Here is a 22,173-nt window from a genome sequence, read left to right as displayed (position 1 = left end):
ATGTTTCACGTGAAACATGACCACTTCGACGTCGTCGTCATCGGTGGCGGCCACGCCGGCACGGAGGCCGCCCACGCTTCCGCGCGCATGGGGGTGCCTACCCTGCTGGTAACCCAGAATGCCGCGCGCATTGGCGAAATGTCGTGCAATCCGGCCATTGGCGGGCTCGGCAAGGGTCATCTGGTGCGCGAGATCGATGCCCTGGACGGGGTTATGGGGCGCATTGCGGATGAGGCGGGCATTCAGTTCCGCTTGCTCAACCGTCGCAAGGGTCCGGCAGTTCAGGGGCCTCGCACCCAGGCAGACCGAGCGCTCTACCGCAAGGCGATGCAGCGTGTGACCACGGAACAGTGCGGGCTCAGCGTGCTCGAGGCCGAAGTTGCTGATATTCGAGTGAGTGAGGGCCGGGTTTCCGGCGTGGTCCTGGCCGACGGCAGCGTCATCCCCTGCCGATCCGCGATTCTCACGGCCGGAACCTTCCTGCGCGGGGTGATTCACATCGGTGACGTCCGGCGCGAGGGCGGGCGTTGGGGGGATGCGTCGTCAGTGGCACTGGCGCAGCGGATCGAAGCCATGGAGTTGCCGCTCGGCCGCCTCAAGACCGGCACCCCTCCCCGACTCGACTCGCGCAGCATCGACTGGTCTGTGCTCGAGATGCAGGAGGCAGACGAGGAACCCGTCCTGTTCTCCTTCCTGTCGACCGCGCCAAGCGCGCGGCAGATTGCCTGCGGTATCACCCATACCAACGAACGTACCCACGAGATCATCCGCGAGAACCTCGACCGTTCAGCGATGTACGGTGGGCATATCCGGGGAGTCGGGCCGCGCTATTGCCCCTCCATCGAAGACAAGATCGTGAGGTTTGCCGACAAGGAATCGCACCAGATTTTCCTTGAACCTGAAGGACTTGACGACAACACGGTCTACCCGAACGGGATCTCGACTTCGCTTCCGGCGGACGTGCAGGAGAGATACGTGCGCTCGATCCGCGGGCTGGAGCGGGCTCAGATCCTTCAGCCGGGCTATGCGATCGAATACGACTATGTCGACCCCCGCGCTCTGCGCGCCACGCTCGAAACCCGAGTTCAGCCAGGCCTCTATCTTGCTGGCCAGATCAATGGCACCACCGGCTATGAAGAGGCCGCTGCCCAGGGCCTCGTGGCCGGATTGAACGCCGCAGCCGAGGCTCTCGGGCGCGAGCCGGCCCGGTTTGAGCGCACCGGGAGCTATATCGGGGTGATGATCGACGATCTCATCACTCGCGGGGTGAGTGAACCATACAGGATGTTTACTTCGCGCGCCGAGTTCAGGCTGTCGCTGCGCGCGGACAATGCGGATCAGCGCCTCACCCCACTGGGGATTGCACTGGGATGTGTCTCGCCCGCGCGGGCTCGCGCGTTTTCTGATAAGTCGGACCAGCTCGCGACCGGGAAGGCCACGCTCGGCGGTCTGCGGATCAAGGCGCGTGACGCTGCGGCTGCAGGACTGCCCGTGAATACGGATGGGCCCACCAGAACTGCCCTGGAGCTCCTGACCTTCCCTGATGTCGACATGGCAAGCCTTGCTGCCATCTGGCCGGAGCTCAACGGCATCGCGCCGGAGATTCGCATCCAGTTGGGTCGGGACGCGCTTTATGCACAATATGTTGCGCGGCAGGAGCGTGATGTGGCGCGTATGCAGAGGGATGAGGCGTTGCAATTGCCCGAGGCGCTCGACTATTCGGAGGTCGTCGGCCTCACGACAGAGCAGAAGGTGAAGCTTTCTACGATTCGGCCCGAGACACTGGGTCAGGCTGCGCGGATCGAAGGTATGACGCCCGCGGCTCTGACCTTGCTTCTGGCGCGTATCCGGCATCTGGAAGGACGTCGATCGGCATGACCACTGCCCTGCGCGACAGCTTCGCGGCCCGGTTCAATGTTTCACGTGAAACACTGGACGCGCTGACGACCTACGAGACTCTGCTCCAGAAGTGGTCACCGAGCATCAATCTGGTTGCGAGATCCACGCTTGCTACCGTCTGGGAGCGGCACTTCCTCGACTCGGCGCAAGTTTTCGCCCATGCGCCGCAAGGGGCGACAAGTTGGCTGGATCTTGGATCCGGCGGGGGCCTGCCCGGCCTGGTCGTTGCGATCATGGCCCGAGAGCTGAATTCCGGATTGCGGGTTACGATGGTGGAAAGCGACATCCGCAAATGCGTGTTCCTGCAGGAAGTCGCGAGGCAGGTCGGCGTTTCGGTGAATGTCCGGAACATGCGTATCGAGGCGCTGCCCCCTGCACCGCATGATGTCGTTTCCGCCCGGGCGCTGGCGGCGTTGCCGCTCCTGCTCGCATATGCCGCACCTCACCTCGCTCCGGGAGGAAAATGTCTCTTTCTGAAGGGGGAAAGGGTCGAATCGGAATTGACCTCGGCCGCAGCTGATTGGCATATTGAGGTCGAGCAGATCGAGAGTCTGACCGACCCGGCCGCTCGGATCCTATCCATTTCGGAGGTTCACCGTGTCCATTGAGTCTTCTGACCGGTCCGACCGCGGCCAGATCATCGCGATTGCCAACCAGAAGGGAGGCGTGGGGAAAACCACCACCACCATCAATCTGGGGACGGCGTTGGCGGCCGTGGGGCGCAAGGTGCTGCTGGTCGATCTCGATCCGCAGGGCAATGCTTCGACCGGTCTGGGCATCACGGGCGAGAAGCGTGACATGAACACCTTCGATCTGCTGATGGGGGAGGCGGGGCTGGCCGATGTGCGCACGCCTACCGGTATTCCCAATCTCGATATAGCGCCGGCGACCACCGACCTGAGCTCGATCGATGTTGAATTGTACCGCGATTCCAACCGCACGCGCCGCCTGCGCGAGGCGCTGCGCGGCGCGGACGACCGGCGCATGCTCGAGAGCTATGACTACGTGCTGATCGACTGCCCGCCCTCGCTCAACCTGCTTACGGTGAACGCCATGGTGGCGGCGGATTCGGTGCTCGTGCCGCTGCAGTGCGAGTTCTTCGCGCTGGAGGGGCTGAGCCAGCTGCTTGTCACCATTCGCGAGATCCGCCAGGCGCAGAACCCGGAGTTGCGCGTTCAGGGGGTGGTTCTCACGATGTACGACCGGCGCAACAATCTCTCCGCCCAGGTCGAGGCAGATGTGCGGGAAAACCTGCAGGACATGATCTACGATACGGTCATCCCGCGGAACGTGCGCCTGTCGGAGGCGCCCTCTCACGCCATTCCGGCGCTGATCTACGACCACACCTGCGCCGGCAGTATCGCCTATCAGAAATTGGCCGCCGAGCTGCTCACGCGGGAGCATGATGCCCTCCGCGCTGGAGCTTAAGATATTGATATGAAAGAAGAAATCGTGAAGAAGCCGGAAAAGAGAGCGCTTGGGCGCGGCCTGTCTGCCCTGCTGGCCGATGTGAATGCGACCGAGGGCACGCCCTCGCCCGCGGCGCCGAAGTCTGCCGAGGCGAGCCTGCCGGTGGACCGTATCCGGCCGAACCCGGATCAGCCGCGCCGCGATTTCGGCGAGACCGAGCTTGCCGAGCTCGCCGCCTCCATCCGCGAGAAGGGCGTTCTGCAGCCCATCATCGTCCGGCCCGACCCGGAGAAGGACGGACATTTCCAGATCGTGGCCGGCGAGCGGCGCTGGCGGGCGGCGCAGCGGGCGCAGATCCACGAGATCCCCGCCCTCGTCCGGCCGCTGTCGGACAATGAGGTGCTCGAGTTCGGCATCATCGAGAACATCCAGCGGGCAGACCTGAACCCGGTCGAAGAGGCCATGGGCTATCGCCAGCTGATGGACCGGTTCGGCCACACGCAGGAGAAGCTGTCCGAGGCGATGGGCAAGAGCCGCAGCCATATCGCGAACCTGCTGCGCCTGCTCAACCTGCCCGAGGACGTGCTGCGCTGGCTGCGCGAGGGCAAGCTCTCCGCCGGCCATGCGCGGGCGCTGATCCCCTGCCCCGACCCCTCCGCCCTGGCGGCGGAGGTGATCCGCAAGGGTCTGTCGGTGCGCGAGACCGAGCGGCTGGCCAAGGCCGCCGCGAACCCCGTGCCGGAGCGGCCGAAGAAGCCCGCCGGGCTGGAGAAGGACGCCGACACGCGCCTGCTCGAGTCCGATCTCACCGCCCAGATCGGACTCAAGGTGAGCATCGCGCACAAGTCCGAGGCGGGTGGTGGCGAGGTGAAGATCGCCTATCGCAATCTCGAGGAGCTCGACGGGCTCTGCCAGCTCCTCTCCCGGGCCGACTGAGGCCCGGGTACGCGGGCGCTCAGCCGGGTGTCCGCGGCCCTTCCGGCCGGGTCCAGAGGAACACCAGCACCAGCGACAGCACCACCGCCTGGATGCCCAGCACGTAGCCGGGCACGCCGAGCGCGAGGGACAGCAGGAAGGCGGCCGCGATGGTGGCCGTCGCGATCAGCTTCACCCGCCGCCGGATGGCGCCGTGGCGCTGCCAGTCGGTGATCGGCGGGCCGAGGCGCGGATGCGTGGTGAGCCAGACGTGCAGCCGCTCGGAGGAGCGGCTGAAGCAGAAGGCCGCCAGCAGCAGGAAGGGCACGGTGGGCAGCAGCGGCAGCACCGCGCCGGCGATGCCCGCGAGCAAGCTCAGCAATCCGAGTGACAGCCAGAACAGGCGCATGGGGGTCTCCTCGACCGGGGCTCAGGCCAGCAGTTCGCGCAGGATGGCGTTGAGCAGCGGACGGCCGGTGCGGGTGGCGCCGATGCGGCTGCCGCGCTGCCACAACAGCCCGGCCTCCTCCAGCCCCGCCACGGTGTCGGGGCTCACCGCCGTGCCGCCGAGCGCGGCGTAGCGGGCGAGGTCGCTGCCCTCGGCGAGCCGAAGCGACATCAGCATGTATTCGGTGGCCTGGTCGGCGGCGGAGACGCTCTCTCGCAGGCTTTCGCCGCTGCCCTGCTCCGTGACCGCGGAAAGCCAGGACATGGGCTCACGGAGCGTCTCCGTGGCTGTGCGGCCGTCCTGCAGCGTGAGGCGGCCATGCGCGCCGGGGCCGATGCCGGCATAGTCGCCGTAGCGCCAGTAGATCCGGTTGTGGCGGCTCTCGGCGCCGGGGCGGGCGTGGTTGGAGATCTCGTAGCCGGGATAGCCCGCGGCCTCGCAGAGTTCCTGGGTGAGCTCGTACATGTCGGCGGCGAGGTCGGGCTCGGGCAGGCCCTTCAGGCGGCCGCGCTCGAACAGGTCGTGAAAGCGCGTGCCCGGCTCGATGGTGAGCTGGTAGAGCGACAGGTGGTCCACCGCCATGGAGAGCGCCTCGGAGAGTTCGGCGCGCCAGGCGTCGAGCTCCTGGCCCTGCCGGGCGTGGATCAGGTCGAAGCTCACGCGGTCGAACAGGCCACGGGCCACGTCGAAGGCGGCGCGGGCTTCGGCGGCGGAGTGCATGCGGCCGAGTGCCTTCAGCGCCCGGTCGTCGAGCGACTGGATGCCCATCGAGATGCGGTTCACGCCCGCGTCGCGGTAGCCGCGGAAGCGCCCGGCCTCCACCGAGGTGGGGTTGGCCTCGAGGCTGATCTCCGCCCCGGAGGCGAGGCGCCAGTGCGTGCCGATGGCCTCGATCACCGCTGCCACGGTCTCCGGCTCCATCAGGCTCGGGGTGCCGCCGCCGAAGAACACCGTGTCGACCTGCCGGTCGGGAGTTTCGGCCGCCACGCGGGCGATCTCGGCGGTGAGGGCCCTGCGCCAGGCGGCCTGGTCGACGCCCGCGCGCACATGGCTGTTGAAGTCGCAATAGGGGCACTTGGCCAGGCAGAACGGCCAGTGCACGTAGACGCCGAAGCCGCCCTGCTGCCAGTCCATGCTCACCCCCGGAACGCCGTGACTTCGATCTCCACCAGCATTTCCGGCCGGATCAGCTCCGCGATCACCATGGTGGCCGCGGGGCGGATCTCCCCCAGCGCCTCGCCAAGCACCGGGGTAAGTTCGGGCACCAGCGCGCGGTCGGTCACCGTGTACTGCACCCGGGCGATGTTCTCCATCCCGAAGCCCGCCTCGGCCAGCACCGAGGCGATGGTGGCCATGCAGTTGCGCGCCTGTGCGGCCACGCCCTCGGGCATGGTCATCGTGGCATAGTCGTAGCCGGTGACACCGGAGACGAAGCACCAGTCGCCCTGCACCACGGCGCGGGAATAGCCGATGTCGCGCTCCATGGGCGAGCCGGTGGAGATCAGGCGGCGTTCGGAGGCCATGGTCATTCCTTCGCGAAGGGGCCGGCGACGAGCTTTGCGAAAGCGTCGGCGCGGTGGCTGATGGCGTTCTTGCGCACCGGGTCCATCTCCGCGAAGGTCAGGTCCTGGCCGAGCGGGCGGAACACGGGGTCGAAGCCGTGGCCCATGTGGCCGCGCATCGGCCAGATGACATGGCCCTCGGCCTCGCCGCGGAAGATCTCGTCATGCCCGTCGGGCCAGGCGAGGCAGAGCGTGCACACGAAGCGCCCGGTGGCAGGCTCCGCGGCGCCGCGGGCGGCGATCTCGTCGTGCACCTTGTGCATCGCCATGGTGAAGTCGCGGCCCTCCGGCGTTTCGGCCCAGTTGGCGGTATAGACACCCGGCGCGCCGTCGAGCACGTCGACCTCCATGCCGGAATCGTCGGAGAGCGCGGGCAGGCCGGTGGCCTTCGCCGCCGCATGCGCCTTCAGCCGGGCGTTGCCGGCGAAATTGTCCTCGGTCTCCTCGGGCTCGGGCAGGCCGAGCGCGCCGGCCGAGACCACCTCCACGCCGAAGGGGGCGAGCAGCGCGCCGATCTCGTCCACCTTGCCGGCGTTGTGCGAGGCGATGACCAGCCGTGTCTCAGTGAATTTCCGCATCCTGTCCTCGTGTGGCTCTGCGTTACCGGGAATGTGGGGGGCATGCGGCCGCGCGGCAACTCGGGGAGAGCGGGGGCGGCCCGGAAGGGGGGCTCCGGGCCGCCGTCGCGGGGCCCGGAAGGGTCGGGCGCGGGGGCCCTTCAGGAAGGGTTCAGCCGGCGATGGCGGCCTTCTGGGCCTCCACCAGCTGCGCGGTGCCGGCCTCGGCCAGCGCCATCATGGCGTCGAGCTCGGCGCGGCTGAAGGTGGCGCCCTCGGCCGAGGCCTGGATCTCCACCAGCCCACCGCGGCCGGTCATCACGAAGTTCGCGTCGGTGCCGGCCTCGCTGTCCTCGGCATAGTCGAGGTCGAGCAGCGGCATGCCGCCGAAGATGCCGCAGGACACGGCCGCGACATGGTCGGTCAGCGGGTCCATCTTCACCTCGCCGGACTTCATCAGCCGGTTCACCGCGAGGCGCAGCGCCACCCAGCCGCCGGTGATCGAGGCGCAGCGGGTGCCGCCGTCGGCCTGCAGCACGTCGCAGTCGATGGTGATCTGCCGCTCGCCGAGGGCGGCGCGGTCGAGCCCGGCGCGCAGGGCGCGGCCGATCAGCCGCTGGATCTCCTGCGTGCGGCCGGTCTGGCCCTTTTTCGCCTCGCGCTGGTTGCGGCTGGTGGTGGCCCGGGGCAACATGCCGTATTCGGCCGTCACCCAGCCCAGCCCGGTGTTGCGCAGGAAGGGCGGCACCCGGGGCTCCAGCGAGGCGGTGCACAGCACCTGCGTGTTGCCGCAGCGGATCAGGCAGGAGCCTTCCGCGTGAAGCGAGACGCCGGTCTCGATGCTGACGGGACGAAGAGCGTCGGCCGCTCTGCCGGAAGGGCGCATGGGAACTCCTGTGTTTTCTCGGGTTCCGCATATCAGAGCGGCCGTGCCCGCGTCCAGCCGCGGGGGGTCCGCGGCCCGATGCACCATTGCCCCCGGGCCCGCACGGGCCCATGTTCGCCACAGGCCCGCAGGGCACAGGAGATCACGTATGCTGCTCGAGTTCCTCGCCACATGGGGTGTCGCCTACATCGCCATGGTGGCGGTCTATTTCGCCACCGGCCTCGCGCTCACCTGGTGGAACGCCCGCCACCCCGACCGGCGCATCCAGGAAAACCGCCGCGGCGAGAAGCGCATGGTGGAGGAGATCCGCCATTCACTCGCCGCGCTCGCGCTGTCCTCGCTGCTGCTCGCCACCGGGTATTTCGCGCAAGGCCAGGGCTGGACACCGGCGCCGCTGGAGCTGTCCTGGTGGTCCTTCCCGCTGGGCTTCGTGGTGTCGCTGGTGATCTTCGACGCCTGGTTCTACTTCGGCCACCGCCTGCTGCACTGGAAGCCCTTCTACCGGTTCCACGCCCTGCACCACAAATCGGTGGCGCCCACGGTGTGGAGCAACGACAGCTCGGGCCTCGTCGACACGCTCATCGAGCACGGGTTCTACCTCGTGGTGTGGTTCGTGCTGCCGGTGCCCGCGCTCTCGGTGTTCGCGCTGCGGCTGTTCGACCAGATCTCGGGGATGATCGGCCACGCCGGGTTCGAGTATTTCGCCGGCTCCTCCTCCCGCGCGCCCTCGCCGATGATCTGCTCCACCTTCCACGACCTGCACCACTCGCAGTTCCGCTACAATTTCGGCAACATCTTCTCCATCTGGGACCGGCTGCTGGGCACCGTCCACCCGGATTACGACGGCATGGTGCGGCGCATGGAGGCCGGCGAAACGCCCGGAAAGGCCACCAGCCGCCATTGACCGCACGTGCCCGCACGGTATCCTTGGGGCCCACCCTCGGACGGATCGGATGAACAAGGACAATTCCACTCTCGCCAGCCTCAACGAGCGCAGCCGCGCGGTGTTCCGCCAGCTCGTGGAGACCTACCTCGAGACCGGCGAGCCCGTGGGCTCGCGCACCCTGTCGCGCAGCCTGGCGGAGTCGCTCTCCCCCGCCTCGATCCGCAACGTGATGCAGGACCTGGAGGAACTCGGCCTGCTCGACAGCCCGCATGTCTCGGCCGGGCGCATCCCCACCCATTCCGGCCTGCGCCTCTTCGTCGACGGCCTGCTCGAGATCGGCGACGTGACCGGCGAGGAGCGCAGCGAGATCGAGCGCAACCTCGGCCAGCCCGAGCCCGACATGGCCGGCGTGCTCGACCGTGCCGGCGCCCTGCTCTCCGGCCTCACCCATGGCGCGAGCCTGGTGCTGGCGCCTAAATACGAGGCGCCGATCAAGCATATCGAGTTCGTGCCCCTCTCGGGGGACAACGCGCTCGCCGTGCTGGTGATGGAGGACGGGCATGTCGAGAACCGGCTGATGAACCCGCCGCCGGGCATGACCCCCTCGGCGATGCAGGCGGCGTCGAACTTCCTCAACGCCGTGCTGCGCGGCCACACGCTGGCCGAGGTCAAGACCGTCATCGCCCGGCAGATCGCCGAGCGCCGGCAGGAGCTCGACACCCTGGCCCAGAGCCTCGTCGAGCAGGGCCTCGCGATCTGGGACGGCCAGGGCAGCCCCACGCCCGACCGGCTGATCGTGCGCGGCCGCTCCAACCTGCTCGACAATGTCGCCGCCGGCGACCTCGACCGCATCCGCCAGCTCTTCGACGATCTGGAGCGCAAGCAGGACATCACCCAGCTGCTCGACCTCGCGCAGGAGGGCGACGGTGTGCGGGTTTTCATCGGATCGGAGAACAAACTCTTCTCACTTTCCGGTTCCTCTCTGGTTATTTCTCCTTATATGAACGCCGACCGCCGGATCATCGGGGCCGTCGGCGTGATCGGCCCCACCCGGCTCAACTATGGACGGATCGTTCCGATCGTGGATTATACGGCCCGGCTCGTGGGCCGGCTGATGTCCGGTCGGACAAACACGGGATGAACGCAAACATGACGACCAATCCTCAGGACGACATGCGCGACGACGTCGAGCAGCAGCCCGCCGAAGCGACTGCGGCCGAGCAGGAAGACGCGCTCGACCCGCGCGAGGCAGAGCTCCTCGCCGTGACCACCGAGCGTGACGAGCTGAAGGACCGGCTGCTGCGCGCGCTCGCCGAGAACGAGAACATCCGCAAGCGCGCCGAGCGTGACCGCCGCGACGCCGAGGCCTACGGCGGCACCAAGCTCGCCCGCGACCTGCTCTCGGTGCATGACAACCTCGGCCGTGCCCTCGGCATGATCGACGACGAGATGCGCGAGAAGCTCAGCGCCGTGGTCGAGGGGCTCGAGCTCACCCAGCGCGAGCTGGTCTCCACCTTCGCCAAGCACAAGATCGAGAAGATCAGCCCCGCCGTGGGCGAGAAGTTCGATCCCAAGCTGCACCAGGCGATGTTCGAGGCCCCGGTGCCCGGCGCCGAGCCCGGCTCGGTCATCCAGGTGATGGTCGAGGGCTTCACCATCTCCGACCGCCTGCTGCGCCCCGCCCAGGTGGGTGTCGCCGCCGCCCTGCCCGCCGAGGCCCGGGCCGAGGGCTGAGCCCCTCCGGCGCCGCCCCGCCCGGGCGGCGCCATCCCGAGCGACCGGCCGCGGCGGAGCACCCCGGGGCCGGCGCCTGCCCCGCCGGAGGCGTGATCCCGCGCCCCCGGGCGGTGCATCTCCGGGCGGCCCACGCCGGCCGGGGGTGATCCGGGTTCCCCGCCCGGGACAGGTCCGCTCCCGCGCGACGCCCCCCGAAAGCTGAACCTGAACCTGAACCGGCCGGGGCCGGACTCTCTCGCACCGAGAAATAACTCCCGCCCCGCGGGCGGCCCGTGCTATGCGCAGGGCGTTCCGTTGCGAAGGGAGACTTGCCATGCCCACAGGCCTGCGCGCCATGCCGATGCTCTCGGTCACCGATGTCGAGGCCAGTGCCGATGCGCTTGCCCGCGGCTTCGGCTTCGAGGCGGCCGGGTTCTGGCGCGGGGATGACGGCGCGGCGCAGTTCTCCATCCTGCGGCTCGGGCTGGTGACGCTGGGCCTGCGCCGGGTCGAGGCGGTGGCCCCCGCGCCGGGCTGGGCCGCCTATGTCTATGTCGATGACGTGGAGGCGATCGCCGATCTCGGCCGCGCCGGCGGTTTCGCCGTGTCCGGCCCCGAGGCCCGCCCCTACGGCACCCGCGAGGTCGAGGTGACCGACCGCGACGGCAACGTGATCTGCTTCGCCCTCGACCTGCGCCCCGGCGCCGACGGCCCGGGCCTCTGAAACCCGGTCTCTGATCGTGCCGCGGCAGGCGGTCTGCCCGATTTCGGCACCGCTGTCTGTGACGCGGATCACACTCGTATCGGAAAGGGCGTTTGCACAGCGCGCATGCGCCGGTCTACGATCCCCCACCGAGGTGGCGCAAACCGGACGGGAGTGAATGGACCGCACCCTGCTGCAATTCGTGTGGAAGAGCTCCTGGCGGGATCAGCTGATCATCGTCATCGCCTCGCTCGTCTCCTTCCCGATCATCCTCGCGACGCTCTACATCCCGAAGCTGATCGTCGACGAGGCCCTGCGCGGCGAGAACTTCCCCAAGTCCTACCTGGGCATGGAGCTGGAACAGCTCGATTTCCTGATCGCGCTCTGCGCCTCGCTGCTGGCGCTGATCATCGTCAACAACGGGGTGAAGTACTTCATCAACGTGCAGAAGGGGCTCACGGGCGAGCGCCTGCTGCGCCGGCTGCGCTACGTGGTGTTCGAGCGGGTGACGCTCTTCCCCCTGCCCCGGCTGCGCAACACCTCGCCCGGCGAGGTGGTGCAGATCGTCGCCGCCGAGGTGGAGCCCATCGGCGGTTTCGCCGGCGAGATGGTGGCGACACCGGTCTACCAGGGTGGCCAGCTGCTGGTCTACATCGGCTTCATCCTGGCGCAGGACCCGTTCCTCGGCCTTGCTGCCATCTTCCTCTTCCCCGTGCAGGCCTACGTGGTGCCCAAGGTGCAGCGCATCGTGGTGCGGCTGGTGCAGAAGCGCATCCGCAACGTGCGCTCGATGACCGCCGAGATCAACGAGGCCGTCGGCGGCATGGAGGCGATGCGCATCAACGACGCCCGGGAATGGCACCTGGCGCGCATGTCGGAGCGGCTCTACACCAACTTCCGCATCCGCTACCGCATCTTCCTGCTCAAATACGCCATCAAGTTCGCGAACAACGTGATCAACAACATCACGCCGTTCTTCTTCTACTCCTTCGGCGGCTACCTGGTGATCCAGGGCCGGATGGAGCTGGGCGCGCTGGTGGCCATCCTCGCCGCCTACAAGGACATCGCCTCGCCCTGGCGCGAGCTGCTGAACTACTACCAGTCCTACTCCGATATCTCCGCCCGCTACGACGCCGTCTACGACGCCTACGGCCGCGAGCGCCTGGTGGGCCGGCCCGAGCCGGTGCGGCTGCAGGGCGAGGAGATCGTGCTGGACAACATCGGCTCCGACGTGCCGCTGGAGGCCGGCGGGGTGGAGGAGGTCTCCCTCACCATCCGCCCGGGCCAGACCGTGGTGGTGCTGGGCGAGGAGGAGGGCGGCCGCACCGTGCTGCTCAAGCTCATCGCCGGGCTGGCCCTGCCGGCGCGCGGCACGGTGCGCGTGGGCTCGGAGCGCGGGCGCGACGTGCTCACCCGCGCCTACCGCGACCTCGCGCATGTCACCCGGGCGCCGCACATCCTCTCCGGCACCTTCCGCGAGAACGTGGCCTATTCGCTGCTCGGCCAGCAGGGCCATGGCGAGAAGCCGGAGGACTGGGCCCGCCGCGAGCGCGAGGCGCGGCTCACCGGCGCCACGCCGGAGAACCCCGAGATGGACTGGGTGGACTACGAGCGCATCGGCATCCGCGACGCCGAGGCCTTCGACGCCTACGTGCTCGAGATCCTCGGCGCGCTCGGCCTCACCCGCGAGCTGTTCATCCGCGGGCTCTGGACCCGGCTCGACCCCCGGCGCGAGCCGCAGCTCGCCGAGCAGGCGATGGCGGCGCGCCAGCTCGTGACGCGGGACGCGGATGCCGGCCTCAGCGGGCTCGTTGAACGCTGGCAGCGCGATGCCTATCTGGAAAATGCGACGCTGGCCGAAAACCTGTTCTTCGGGGTTCCGGATTCCCCGAAGATGCGCTCGGCGACCCTGGCCCGGCGGACCGATGTCCGCAAGGCGCTGGTGGCGACGGGCATGGAGGAGGAGGTGCTGCGCATCGGCCTCGAGGCGGCGGAAATGCTGGTCGAGCTGCTGGGCTCGCTCGGGCGCGACGGTGCGCTGGTCGAGCAGCTCGGGCTCATCGAGCACGCCGAGATCGAGGATTACGCCCGCATCGTGGCCGCGCAGCGCCGGCGCTCGCTGCGCTGGCTGTCGCGGGGCGACAAGGTGATGCTGATGCGCCTCGCCTTCGAGATCGTGCCGCTGCGCCACCGGCTCGGCGTGCTCGACAGCCCGGAGCGGCGCGAGCGCATCGTGAAGGCCCGCCGGCCGCTGCGCGCGCGCATCGACGCCGAGGGCTGGCTGCACTACTTCGACGACACGGGCTACCTGCCCGGCCTGCCGCTGATCGAGAACGTGCTCGGCGGCCGCCCCCGCATCGACCGCCGCGACGCGCAGCCGCCCGTGGAGCAGCGGCTGGGCCAGGCGATGCTGAGCCATGACATCCACCAGTTCGTGATCGCGGCCGGGCTGCGCACGGAAGTTGGGCTGGCGGGCAGCACGCTCTCGCCCTCGCAGGCGCGCCGGGTGGCGCTGGCCCGGGCGCTGGCGGCCAAGCCGGCCCTGCTGGTGCTCGACGGCGTGGCGGACGACAGTTCGGACAACCATCGCGCCCTGCGCGAGGCGATGGAGAAGATCCAGCCCGGGGGCACCCGTGTCTTCGGCACCCAGAACGAGGCCCTGGCGCGCGAGGCGGACCTTGTGGTCCGCCTGTCCCGGGGCAAGGTCGTGGCCTCCGGGCCACCGTCGGAAATCTTCGCGTCGGACGACGCGGCATGAGTACAGGAGGTTGTTCAGCATGAGCCTGTCCCGGGAATGCGAGATACTGCGGCACTCACCCCTCTTCGCCGGGGTGGACCTTGCCCAGCTCAAGCTGCTGGTGCTCATGGCGGAGAACCGCACCTTCCATGACGGCGAGTGCCTGATGCGCCAGGGCGAGGACGGCAACGCCGCCTTCGTGCTGCTCAACGGCGACGCCGAGATCCTGGTCGAGGCGCATGGCAAGGACACGGCCGTGGCCCGGGTGGGCGCCCATGAGGTGGTGGGCGAGATGGCCCTGCTCACCGAGGGGCCGCGCAGCGCCACGGTGCGCGCGCTCGGCACCGTGCAGGCCCTGCGCATCGACCGCACCACCTTCCTCAAGCTGCTCAAGCAGTTCCCGGAAATGGGGCTGGAGCTGCTGCGGGTGATGACAGACCGGCTGGAACACACCACGGCCGAGCTCGCCAACGCCCGCGCCGCCCTCGCCTGCGCCGCCTCGGGCAGCTCCGGGTCTCCGGCATGAGCCAGGAAAGCGCCGGAACCAGCGGACAGTCGAAGCCGGGCCCGGTGCGCCTGCGGGTCTGGGGTTGCCGCGGCTCCCTGCCCGTGCCCGACCCCGCGATGCGCCGCTACGGCGGCGACACGACCTGCTTCGAGCTCGTCGGGCCGGAGGGCAAGGGACTGGTGATCGACTGCGGCTCGGGCCTGCGCGGGCTCGGCCAGTCCATGCTTTCCGCCCCGAAGGCGCGCACCGACATCCTGCTAAGCCACAGCCATTTCGACCACCTGATCGGCCTGGGCTTCTTCATGCCGCTGGTCACCGGCCAGTCCGAGGTGACCATCTGGACCGGCCAGGAGCCCGGCACGGTGCGCGAGGCGCTGGAGCGGCTCTATGGCCCGCCGCTCTGGCCCATCCGCATCCCCGACAAGTACCGCCTGCCGCTGTGCCAGCTCGAGCCGCGCTCCGAGATCGGCGGCGCCCGGGTGCAGACCTTCCCGCTCAACCACCCCGGCGGCTGCACCGGCTTCCGCATCGAGCTCGGCGGGCGGGTGATCGTCTCGGTCACCGACCATGAGCACGGCGTGCCGGAGATCGACGCCCAGGTCATCGCCATGGCCCGCGGCGCCGACCTGATGCTCTACGATGCCGCCTATTCCAACGCCGAGTACCCGCTGCGCCGCGGCTGGGGCCATTCCACCTGGGAAGTCGGGCTGAAGGTGGCCGAGGCCGCCGCCGTGAAGCAGACCCTGCTCGTCCACCACTCCCCCCATTCCACCGACGAGATGCTGGATGCCGCCGCCCTCGCCCTCGCCGCCGCACCGGTGCGCTGGCAGTTCGCGCGCGACGGGATGGAGCTGGAGTTGTGAGCCCGATCTCCGTCCGCGGCGCGCTCTGGTTCCGCGGCTTCCTCAGCCGCGAGGCGCAGGAGCGGCTGGTGGAGGAGATCCGCGCCGTGGTGGCCGCGGCGCCGCTGTTCACCCCGGTCACCCGCCGGGGCCTGCCGCTGTCGGTGCGCATGACCTCGGCCGGCCGCTGCGGCTGGGTGTCGGACCGGCGCGGCTACCGCTACGAGCCCCGCCACCCCGACGGCATGCCCTGGCCGCCGCTGCCCCCCACCGTCGCCGCCGCCTGGGAGGCGATCTCCGGCTGGCCCGCCCCGCCGGACTGCTGCCTGGTGAACTGGTACGACCCCGGCGCCCGCATGGGCCTGCACCAGGACCGCGACGAGGCGGATTTCTCCGCCCCCGTGCTGTCGCTCTCGCTCGGCGACACCGGCGTGTTCCGCATCGGCGCCGAGACCCGCGGTGGCCGGACCGACCGTATCGACCTCGCCAGCGGCGACGCGCTGCTGCTCACCGGCCCCTCGCGCCTCGCCCATCACGGCATCTCGCGCATCCTGCCCGGCAGCTCCACCCTCCTGCCCGCCCCGGGGCGCATCAACCTCACCTGCCGCGTGGTGGGCTGAGGGCGGTTTTCGTTTGCGTATAACTGAACACGCGTTCACTTTTACACAAAACGAATCATGGGGAGGAATGCCGTGTTCACCGCATCGATGAGCTTCGACCTCGGCGAGGACATCGCCGCCCTGCGCGAACTCGTGCACCGCTGGGCGCAGGAGCGCGTGGCGCCGATGGCCGCCGAGATCGACCGCTCGAACGCCTTTCCCCCCGAGCTGTGGGAGGAGATGGGCGCGCTCGGCATCCTCGGCGTGACGGTGGACGAGGCCTACGGCGGCGCCGGCATGGGCTATCTCGCCCACACGGTGGTGGTGGAGGAGATCGCCCGCGCCTCGGCCTCGGTCTCGCTCTCCTACGGCGCGCACTCCAACCTCTGCGTGAACCAGATCCGCCTCAACGGCTCGGAGGAGCAGAAGCGGAAATACCTGCCGGGGCTGATCTCGGGCGAGCACGTGGGCGCGCTGGCGATGTCCGAGGCCGGTGCCGGCTCCGACGTGGTCTCCATGCGCCTGCGCGCCGAGCGCCGGAACGACCGCTACGTGCTCAACGGCACGAAATACTGGATCACCAACGGCCCGGACGCCGACACGCTCGTGGTCTACGCCAAGACCGACCCCGAGGCCGGCGCCCGCGGCCTCACCGCCTTCATCGTCGAGAAGACCATGAAGGGTTTCTCCACCAGCCCGCATTTCGACAAGCTGGGCATGCGCGGCTCCAACACCGCCGAGCTGATCTTCGAGGATGTGGAGATCCCCTTCGAGAACGTGCTGGGCGAGGAGGGGCGCGGCGTGAACGTGCTGATGTCCGGGCTCGACTACGAGCGCGTGGTGCTCTCGGGCATCGGCTGCGGGATCATGGCCGCCTGCATGGACCACGTGATGCCCTACATGCATGAGCGCAAGCAGTTCGGCCAGAAGATCGGCGATTTCCAGCTCATGCAAGCCAAGATCGCCGACATGTACACCGCCATGAACACCTCCCGCGCCTATGTCTATGCCGTGGCCGGCGCCTGCGACCGCGGGCAGGTGACCCGGCAGGACGCCGCCGCCTGCGTGCTCTACGCCTCCGAGCGAGCGATGGAACAGGCCGTGCAGGCGGTGCAGGCCATGGGCGGCGCCGGCTTCATGAACGAAAGCCCGGTCTCGCGGCTGATGCGCGACGCGAAGCTGATGGAGATCGGCGCCGGCACCTCGGAGATCCGCCGCATGCTCTGCGGCCGCGAGCTGATGCGGATCACCTCCTGATGGCGGTCCTGCAGAGCGCCTTTGCCCCGGGCTCGGAAGCCGCCCGGGCCAACCGCGCCGCCCATGAGGCCGCGCTGGCCGAGGTGGCCGAGGCCGCCCGCCTCGCGGCCGAGGGCGGCGGCGAGGGCCCGCGCGCCCGCCATGTCGCGCGCGGCAAGATGCCCCCGCGCGAGCGCGTGGCAAACCTGCTCGACCCCGGCTCCCCTTTCCTCGAGATCGGCGCCACCGCGGCGCACGGGCTCTACGACGGCGCCGCCCCCTGCGCCGGGCTCATCGCCGGCATCGGCCGGGTCTCGGGCCGCGAGGTGATGGTGCTGTGCAACGACGCCACGGTGAAGGGCGGCACCTACTACCCGCTCTCGGTGAAGAAACACCTGCGCGCGCAGGAGATCGCCGCCGAGAACCGCCTGCCCTGCGTCTACCTGGTGGATTCCGGCGGCGCCAACCTGCCCAACCAGGACGAGGTCTTCCCCGACCGCGACCATTTCGGCCGCATCTTCTACAACCAGGCCCGCATGTCGGCCGCCGGCATCGCCCAGATCGCCGTGGTCATGGGCTCCTGCACCGCCGGCGGCGCCTATGTGCCCGCCATGTCCGACGTCACAATCATCGTGCGCGAGCAGGGCACCATCTTCCTCGCCGGCCCGCCGCTGGTGAAGGCCGCAACGGGAGAGGTGGTGACCGCCGAGGATCTCGGCGGCGGCGACGTGCACACCCGGCTCTCCGGCGTGGCCGACTACCTCGCCGAGGACGATGCCCATGCCCTCGCCCTCGCCCGGCAGGCGGTGTCGAACCTCGGCGCCGGGGCCGGCGCGCGCATCGCCCTGCAGGCGCCCGAGCCGCCGCTCTACGACCCGGCGGAGATCTTCGACGTGGTGCCCGCCGACCTGCGCACCCCCTACGACATCCGCGAGGTGATCGCCCGGCTGGTCGACGGCTCGCGCTTCGACGAGTTCAAGGCGCGCTTCGGCACCACGCTGGTCTGCGGTTTCGCCCATGTCGAGGGCTGCCCGGTGGGCATCATCGCCAACAACGGCGTGCTGTTCTCCGAGAGCGCGGTGAAGGGGGCGCATTTCGTCGAACTCTGCTCGCAGCGGCATGTCCCGCTGGTGTTCCTGCAGAACATCACCGGCTTCATGGTGGGCCGGAAATACGAGGCCGAGGGCATCGCCCGCCACGGCGCCAAGCTGGTCACCGCCGTCGCCACCACCGCGGTGCCGAAGATCACCCTGCTGGTCGGCGGCTCCTTCGGTGCGGGAAACTACGGCATGGCCGGCCGGGCCTACCAGCCGCGCTTCCTGTGGACCTGGCCCACCAGCCGCATCTCGGTGATGGGCGGCGAGCAGGCGGCCGGCGTGCTCGCCACCGTCCGCCGCGAGGGGATCGAGCGCAAGGGCGGCACCTGGTCGGCCGAGGAGGAGGCCGCCTTCAAGGCCCCGACGCTGGAGATGTTCGCCCGCCAGTCCCACCCGCTCTACGCCTCGGCTCGGCTCTGGGACGATGGCATCATCGACCCGCGCCGCAGCCGCGACGTGCTGGCCCTCTCGCTCTCCGCCGCGCTGAACGCCCCCATCGAAGAGACGCGCTTCGGCGTGTTCCGCATGTGAGGTTGCCGTCATGATCCGCAAGATCCTCATCGCCAACCGCGGCGAGATTGCCACCCGTGTCATCGCCACCGCCCGCCGGCTCGGCATCGCCACCGTGGCGGTCTACTCGGACGCCGACGCGGCCGCCCTGCACGTGGAGATGGCCGACGAGGCGCTGCGCCTCGGGCCCGCGCCCGCCGCCGAGAGCTACCTGCGCGGCGACCTCGTGATCGCCGCGGCGCGGGCGGCGGGGGCGGATGCCATCCACCCCGGCTACGGCTTCCTCTCGGAAAACCCCGGCTTCGTGGAGGCGGTGGAGGCGGCCGGCCTCACCTTCATCGGCCCCTCGGCGGCGGCCATCCGCGCCATGGGGCTGAAGGACGCCGCCAAGCGGCTGATGGAGGAGGCGGGCGTGCCCGTGGTTCCCGGCTATCACGGCGAACGGCAGGAGCCGGAGTTCCTCGCCGCCGAGGCCGCCCGCATCGGCTTCCCGGTGCTGGTGAAGGCGCGCGCCGGCGGTGGCGGCAAGGGCATGCGCCGCGTCGACGCGCCCGAGGGTTTCGCCGCCGCGCTCGAGGGCGCGCAGCGCGAGGCGAGTGCCGCCTTCGGCGACCCCGCGGTGCTGATAGAGAAATACGTCACCGCCCCGCGGCACATCGAGATCCAGGTCTTCGGCGACAGCCATGGCAACGCGGTGCACCTCGGCGAGCGGGACTGTTCGCTGCAGCGCCGCCACCAGAAGGTGATCGAGGAGGCCCCCGCCCCCGGCATGACCCCCGAGATGCGCGAGGCGATGGGCGCCGCCGCCGTGCGCGCCGCACAGGCCATCGGCTATTCCGGCGCCGGCACCATCGAGTTCATCGTCGACGGCTCCGAGGGCCTGCGCCCGGACCGGTTCTGGTTCATGGAGATGAACACCCGCCTGCAGGTGGAACACCCGGTGACCGAGGCGGTGACCGGGCTCGACCTGGTGGAATGGCAGATCCGCGTCGCCTCCGGCGAGGCGCTGCCGCGTGAGCAAGGCGAGATCACCCTCACCGGCCATGCCTTCGAGGCCCGGCTCTATGCCGAGGACGCGGGCCGCGGCTTCCTGCCCGCCACCGGCCGCCTCGCCCACCTGCGCTTCCCGCCCGGCGTGCGCGCCGACACCGGGGTGCGCGCGGGCGACGAGATCAGCCCCTGGTATGACCCGATGATCGCCAAGCTGGTGGTGCACGGCCCGACGCGGGAAACCGCGCTCACCGCCCTCGCCCGCGCGCTCGACGCCACGGAAGTGGCCGGCACGGTGACCAACATCGCCTTCCTCGCCGCCCTCGCCCGCCACGAAGGCTTCGGGCGCGGCGCGGTCGACACCGGGCTCATCGAGCGCGATCTCGCCGCCCTGCTGCCGCCCGAGGGGCCGCCGCCGGCCTGGCTGCTCGCCCTCGCCGCCATCGGCGCCGCCGGGCTCGAGGCGCCCGCCCCCCGGCAGGGCTTCACCCTCTGGGGGCCGCTGCGCCGCAGCGTCGCGCTGATAGTTGACGCGGAGCCCGTGGAGGTCATCATCGAGGTGGAGGGCCCGGGACGCTTCACGGCAGAGGTGGCGGGCCACCGCCTTGCCATCGCCCTGCCCGGCCCGGACCAGGCCGAGATCGACGGCCACCGCCGGGCGGTGCGCATCCTGCGCCATGCCGGGGGCGTGAGCGTGTGGAGCGGCGGGCGCGCCTGCTACGCTGCCCTGCCCGACCCGCTCACCGCCGCGGCGGAGGCCGGCGCGGGAGGCGATTCCGTGCTGGCCCCGATGCCCGGCCTTGTGAAACATGTGGGCGTGCGCGCCGGCGCCACGGTCGAGAAGGGCCGGCCGCTCGCCATTCTGGAGGCAATGAAGATGGAACACACCCTCACCGCGCCGCGCGACGGCATCATCGCCGAGGTGCTGGTCGCCGAAGGCGCGCAGGTGGCCGACGGCGCCCTGCTGATGCGGCTGGAGCCCGAGGCATGAGCCGCGACGTCACCCTGTTCGAGATGGGCCCGCGCGACGGGCTGCAGAACGAGAAACGCCCCATCGCCACCGCCGACAAGGTGGCGCTGGTCGACATGCTGAGCGCCTGCGGCTTCGCCAAGATCGAGGTCACCAGCTTCGTCTCGCCGAAATGGGTGCCGCAGATGGCCGACGCGGCCGAGGTGATGGCCGCCATCGCCCGCCGCCCCGGCGTGGCCTACACCGTGCTCACCCCCAACCTGCGCGGGCTCGAGGGCGCGCTCGCGGCGAAGGCCGACGAGGTGGCGGTGTTCGGCGCCGCCTCCGAGGGGTTCTCGCGCGCCAACATCAACTGCTCGGTCGAGGAAAGCCTGGAGCGCTTCCGCCCGGTGGCCGAGGCAGCACTGGCCGCCGGCGTGCCGGTGCGCGGCTATGTCTCCTGCGTGACCGACTGCCCCTATGACGGCCCGGTGGCCCCCGCCGCCGTGGCCCGCGTGGCCGGAGCGCTGGCCGAGATGGGCTGCTACGAGGTGAGCCTGGGCGATACCATCGGCCACGGCACGCCCGAGAGCATCGGCGCCATGCTCGACGCCGTGCTCGCCGTGCTGCCGGCCGAGCGCCTCGCCGGCCATTACCATGACACCAAGGGCCGCGCGCTCGACAACATCCGCGTGAGCCTGGAGCGCGGCCTGCGCGTGTTCGACGCCGCGGTGGGTGGCCTGGGCGGCTGCCCCTATGCCCCCGGCGCGCGCGGCAATGTGGCCACCGAGGCGGTGCAGGGCCTGATGGAAAGCCTCGGCCTCTCCACCGGGCTCGACGCGCAACGGCTTGGGGAAGCGGCGCAATTCGCCCGCTCCCTGCGCAGCGAGGAGGCGCGCGCATGAGCACGATCCGCATCGAGACCGATGCGCGCGGGGTCGCCACCCTCACCCTCACCCGGCCCGACAAGCACAACGCCATCTCGGCGGAAATGATGTCCGATCTCGCCTCCGCCGCCGAGAGCCTCGGCATGGACAGCGCGGTGCGCGTGGTGGTGCTGGCCGGCGAGGGCGCGAGCTTCTGCGCCGGCGGCGACCTCACCTGGATGAAGGAGCAGTTCGCCGCCTCGCGCAAGCAGCGCGAGAAGGAGGGCCGGCGCCTCGCCCGCACCTTCGGCGCGTTCAACGACCTGCCCAAGCCGCTCATCGCCCGGGTGCACGGCGCGGCCTATGGCGGCGGGCTGGGGCTGATCTCGGTCTGCGACATGGTGGTGGCGGCCGAGGAGGCGCGCTTCGGCTTCACCGAGACCCGGCTGGGGCTGATCCCGGCCACCATCTCGCCCTACGTGATCGCCCGCATGGGCGAGGGCCGGGCGCGGCAGGTGTTCATGTCCTCGCGCATCTTCGGCCCGGAGGAGGCGGTGGCGCTGGGGCTGGTGGGCCGCGTGGTGCCCGCCCCCGATCTGGACGCCGCGATCGAGGCCGAGGTGGCGCCCTATCTCTCCGTGGCGCCCGAGGCGGTGGCCGCCTCCAAGGCGCTGGCCCGCTCGCTGGGCCCGGTGATCGACGACGCGGTGATCGACGATACCATCCGCCGCCTGGCCGACACCTGGGAAGGTGCCGAGGCGCAGGAGGGCGTGGGCGCCTTCCTCGCGCGGCGCAAGCCCTCCTGGAAGGCCTGAGGCGCCCGGGCCCTGGCGCGGTGCCGGCCCGGCGGACACCCC

22 protein-coding genes are annotated in these 22,173 nt (G+C 70.1%); 17 read left to right on the top strand and 5 right to left on the bottom strand.

Annotated features, from left to right (window positions below; translation table 11 throughout):
* From mnmG to D3P35_RS07955, 4 genes are read left to right on the top strand one after another with little or no spacing between them, the layout of a single operon-like run.
* Window positions 1-1,878, top strand: a complete 1,878-nt coding sequence (gene mnmG / locus D3P35_RS07970) for a tRNA uridine-5-carboxymethylaminomethyl(34) synthesis enzyme MnmG (RefSeq protein WP_118134183.1) — start codon at window positions 1-3, stop codon at window positions 1,876-1,878.
* The gene (gene rsmG / locus D3P35_RS07965; RefSeq protein WP_118134182.1) at window positions 1,875-2,507 is read left to right on the top strand and encodes a 16S rRNA (guanine(527)-N(7))-methyltransferase RsmG; all 633 of its coding nucleotides are present in this window, start codon (window positions 1,875-1,877) and stop codon (window positions 2,505-2,507) included. Before mnmG ends, rsmG begins: the two co-directional genes overlap by 4 nt.
* A complete protein-coding gene (locus D3P35_RS07960) occupies window positions 2,503-3,327 on the top strand; it encodes an AAA family ATPase (RefSeq protein WP_198670511.1) in 825 nt (274 codons plus the stop codon). The genes rsmG and D3P35_RS07960 overlap by 5 nt, the downstream gene beginning before the upstream one ends.
* Before the next feature lie 9 nt (window positions 3,328-3,336).
* Window positions 3,337-4,245 (top strand): ParB/RepB/Spo0J family partition protein, encoded by a 909-nt coding sequence (locus D3P35_RS07955; RefSeq protein WP_118134180.1) that lies wholly within the window; start codon window positions 3,337-3,339, stop codon window positions 4,243-4,245.
* Between the two features lie 19 nt (window positions 4,246-4,264).
* Here the strand turns inward: D3P35_RS07955 and D3P35_RS07950 are convergent, their stop codons facing one another.
* From D3P35_RS07950 to rph, 5 genes are all read right to left on the bottom strand, one after another.
* Window positions 4,265-4,633 (bottom strand): YbaN family protein, encoded by a 369-nt coding sequence (locus tag D3P35_RS07950; protein WP_118134179.1) that lies wholly within the window; start codon window positions 4,631-4,633, stop codon window positions 4,265-4,267.
* A 21-nt stretch (window positions 4,634-4,654) separates the two neighbouring features.
* Window positions 4,655-5,806 (bottom strand): radical SAM family heme chaperone HemW, encoded by a 1,152-nt coding sequence (hemW, locus tag D3P35_RS07945; protein ID WP_118134178.1) that lies wholly within the window; start codon window positions 5,804-5,806, stop codon window positions 4,655-4,657.
* 2 nt (window positions 5,807-5,808) lie between these two features.
* The gene (locus tag D3P35_RS07940) at window positions 5,809-6,195 is read right to left on the bottom strand and encodes a RidA family protein (protein WP_118134177.1); all 387 of its coding nucleotides are present in this window, start codon (window positions 6,193-6,195) and stop codon (window positions 5,809-5,811) included.
* Window positions 6,196-6,197: 2 nt separating this feature from the next.
* Window positions 6,198-6,812: a non-canonical purine NTP pyrophosphatase gene (locus D3P35_RS07935; protein ID WP_118134176.1), complete on the bottom strand. Its 615-nt coding sequence runs from the start codon at window positions 6,810-6,812 to the stop codon at window positions 6,198-6,200.
* Window positions 6,813-6,963: 151 nt separating this feature from the next.
* Window positions 6,964-7,677 carry a ribonuclease PH gene (rph, locus tag D3P35_RS07930; RefSeq protein WP_118134175.1) on the bottom strand — a complete coding sequence of 238 codons (714 nt, stop codon included), beginning with the start codon at window positions 7,675-7,677 and terminating at the stop codon, window positions 6,964-6,966.
* A 148-nt stretch (window positions 7,678-7,825) separates the two neighbouring features.
* On the opposite strand from rph, the gene D3P35_RS07925 reads away from it, so the two are divergent.
* The 13 genes from D3P35_RS07925 (at window position 7,826) to D3P35_RS07865 (ending at window position 22,131) form a co-directional block, all read left to right on the top strand.
* Window positions 7,826-8,581, top strand: coding sequence for a sterol desaturase family protein (locus D3P35_RS07925; RefSeq protein ID WP_118134174.1), 756 nt, complete (start codon window positions 7,826-7,828; stop codon window positions 8,579-8,581).
* A 49-nt stretch (window positions 8,582-8,630) separates the two neighbouring features.
* Entirely contained in the window at window positions 8,631-9,704 is a 1,074-nt protein-coding gene (hrcA, locus tag D3P35_RS07920) for a heat-inducible transcriptional repressor HrcA (protein ID WP_118134173.1), read from the top strand.
* A gap of 8 nt (window positions 9,705-9,712) precedes the next feature.
* Entirely contained in the window at window positions 9,713-10,297 is a 585-nt protein-coding gene (locus D3P35_RS07915) for a nucleotide exchange factor GrpE (RefSeq protein ID WP_118134288.1), read from the top strand.
* 316 nt (window positions 10,298-10,613) lie between these two features.
* The gene (locus tag D3P35_RS07910; RefSeq protein ID WP_118134172.1) at window positions 10,614-11,003 is read left to right on the top strand and encodes a VOC family protein; all 390 of its coding nucleotides are present in this window, start codon (window positions 10,614-10,616) and stop codon (window positions 11,001-11,003) included.
* Between the two features lie 157 nt (window positions 11,004-11,160).
* Window positions 11,161-13,740: an ABC transporter ATP-binding protein gene (locus D3P35_RS07905; protein ID WP_118134171.1), complete on the top strand. Its 2,580-nt coding sequence runs from the start codon at window positions 11,161-11,163 to the stop codon at window positions 13,738-13,740.
* A gap of 19 nt (window positions 13,741-13,759) precedes the next feature.
* Window positions 13,760-14,245, top strand: coding sequence for a cyclic nucleotide-binding domain-containing protein (locus tag D3P35_RS07900; protein ID WP_118134170.1), 486 nt, complete (start codon window positions 13,760-13,762; stop codon window positions 14,243-14,245).
* Entirely contained in the window at window positions 14,242-15,090 is an 849-nt protein-coding gene (locus tag D3P35_RS07895) for an MBL fold metallo-hydrolase (RefSeq protein WP_118134169.1), read from the top strand. The genes D3P35_RS07900 and D3P35_RS07895 overlap by 4 nt, the downstream gene beginning before the upstream one ends.
* The gene (locus tag D3P35_RS07890; RefSeq protein ID WP_118134168.1) at window positions 15,087-15,689 is read left to right on the top strand and encodes an alpha-ketoglutarate-dependent dioxygenase AlkB; all 603 of its coding nucleotides are present in this window, start codon (window positions 15,087-15,089) and stop codon (window positions 15,687-15,689) included. The genes D3P35_RS07895 and D3P35_RS07890 overlap by 4 nt, the downstream gene beginning before the upstream one ends.
* Window positions 15,690-15,761: 72 nt before the next feature.
* A complete protein-coding gene (locus tag D3P35_RS07885) occupies window positions 15,762-16,925 on the top strand; it encodes an isovaleryl-CoA dehydrogenase (RefSeq protein ID WP_118134167.1) in 1,164 nt (387 codons plus the stop codon).
* Entirely contained in the window at window positions 16,925-18,532 is a 1,608-nt protein-coding gene (locus D3P35_RS07880) for a carboxyl transferase domain-containing protein (protein ID WP_118134166.1), read from the top strand. The genes D3P35_RS07885 and D3P35_RS07880 overlap by 1 nt, the downstream gene beginning before the upstream one ends.
* 10 nt (window positions 18,533-18,542) lie before the next feature.
* Entirely contained in the window at window positions 18,543-20,492 is a 1,950-nt protein-coding gene (locus D3P35_RS07875) for an acetyl/propionyl/methylcrotonyl-CoA carboxylase subunit alpha (protein WP_118134165.1), read from the top strand.
* Window positions 20,489-21,355 carry a hydroxymethylglutaryl-CoA lyase gene (locus D3P35_RS07870; protein ID WP_118134164.1) on the top strand — a complete coding sequence of 289 codons (867 nt, stop codon included), beginning with the start codon at window positions 20,489-20,491 and terminating at the stop codon, window positions 21,353-21,355. Before D3P35_RS07875 ends, D3P35_RS07870 begins: the two co-directional genes overlap by 4 nt.
* On the top strand, window positions 21,352-22,131 hold the full coding sequence (locus D3P35_RS07865) for a crotonase/enoyl-CoA hydratase family protein (protein WP_118134163.1): 780 nt from the start codon (window positions 21,352-21,354) through the stop codon (window positions 22,129-22,131). The genes D3P35_RS07870 and D3P35_RS07865 overlap by 4 nt, the downstream gene beginning before the upstream one ends.
* Window positions 22,132-22,173 lie beyond the last annotated feature (42 nt).

The sequence above is a fragment of the Oceanicella sp. SM1341 genome, assembly GCF_003448965.1.
Lineage (GTDB): Bacteria > Pseudomonadota > Alphaproteobacteria > Rhodobacterales > Rhodobacteraceae > Paroceanicella.
The sequence above is the reverse complement of the archived record's forward strand: the minus strand, read 5'-3'. Positions and strand labels throughout refer to the sequence as shown.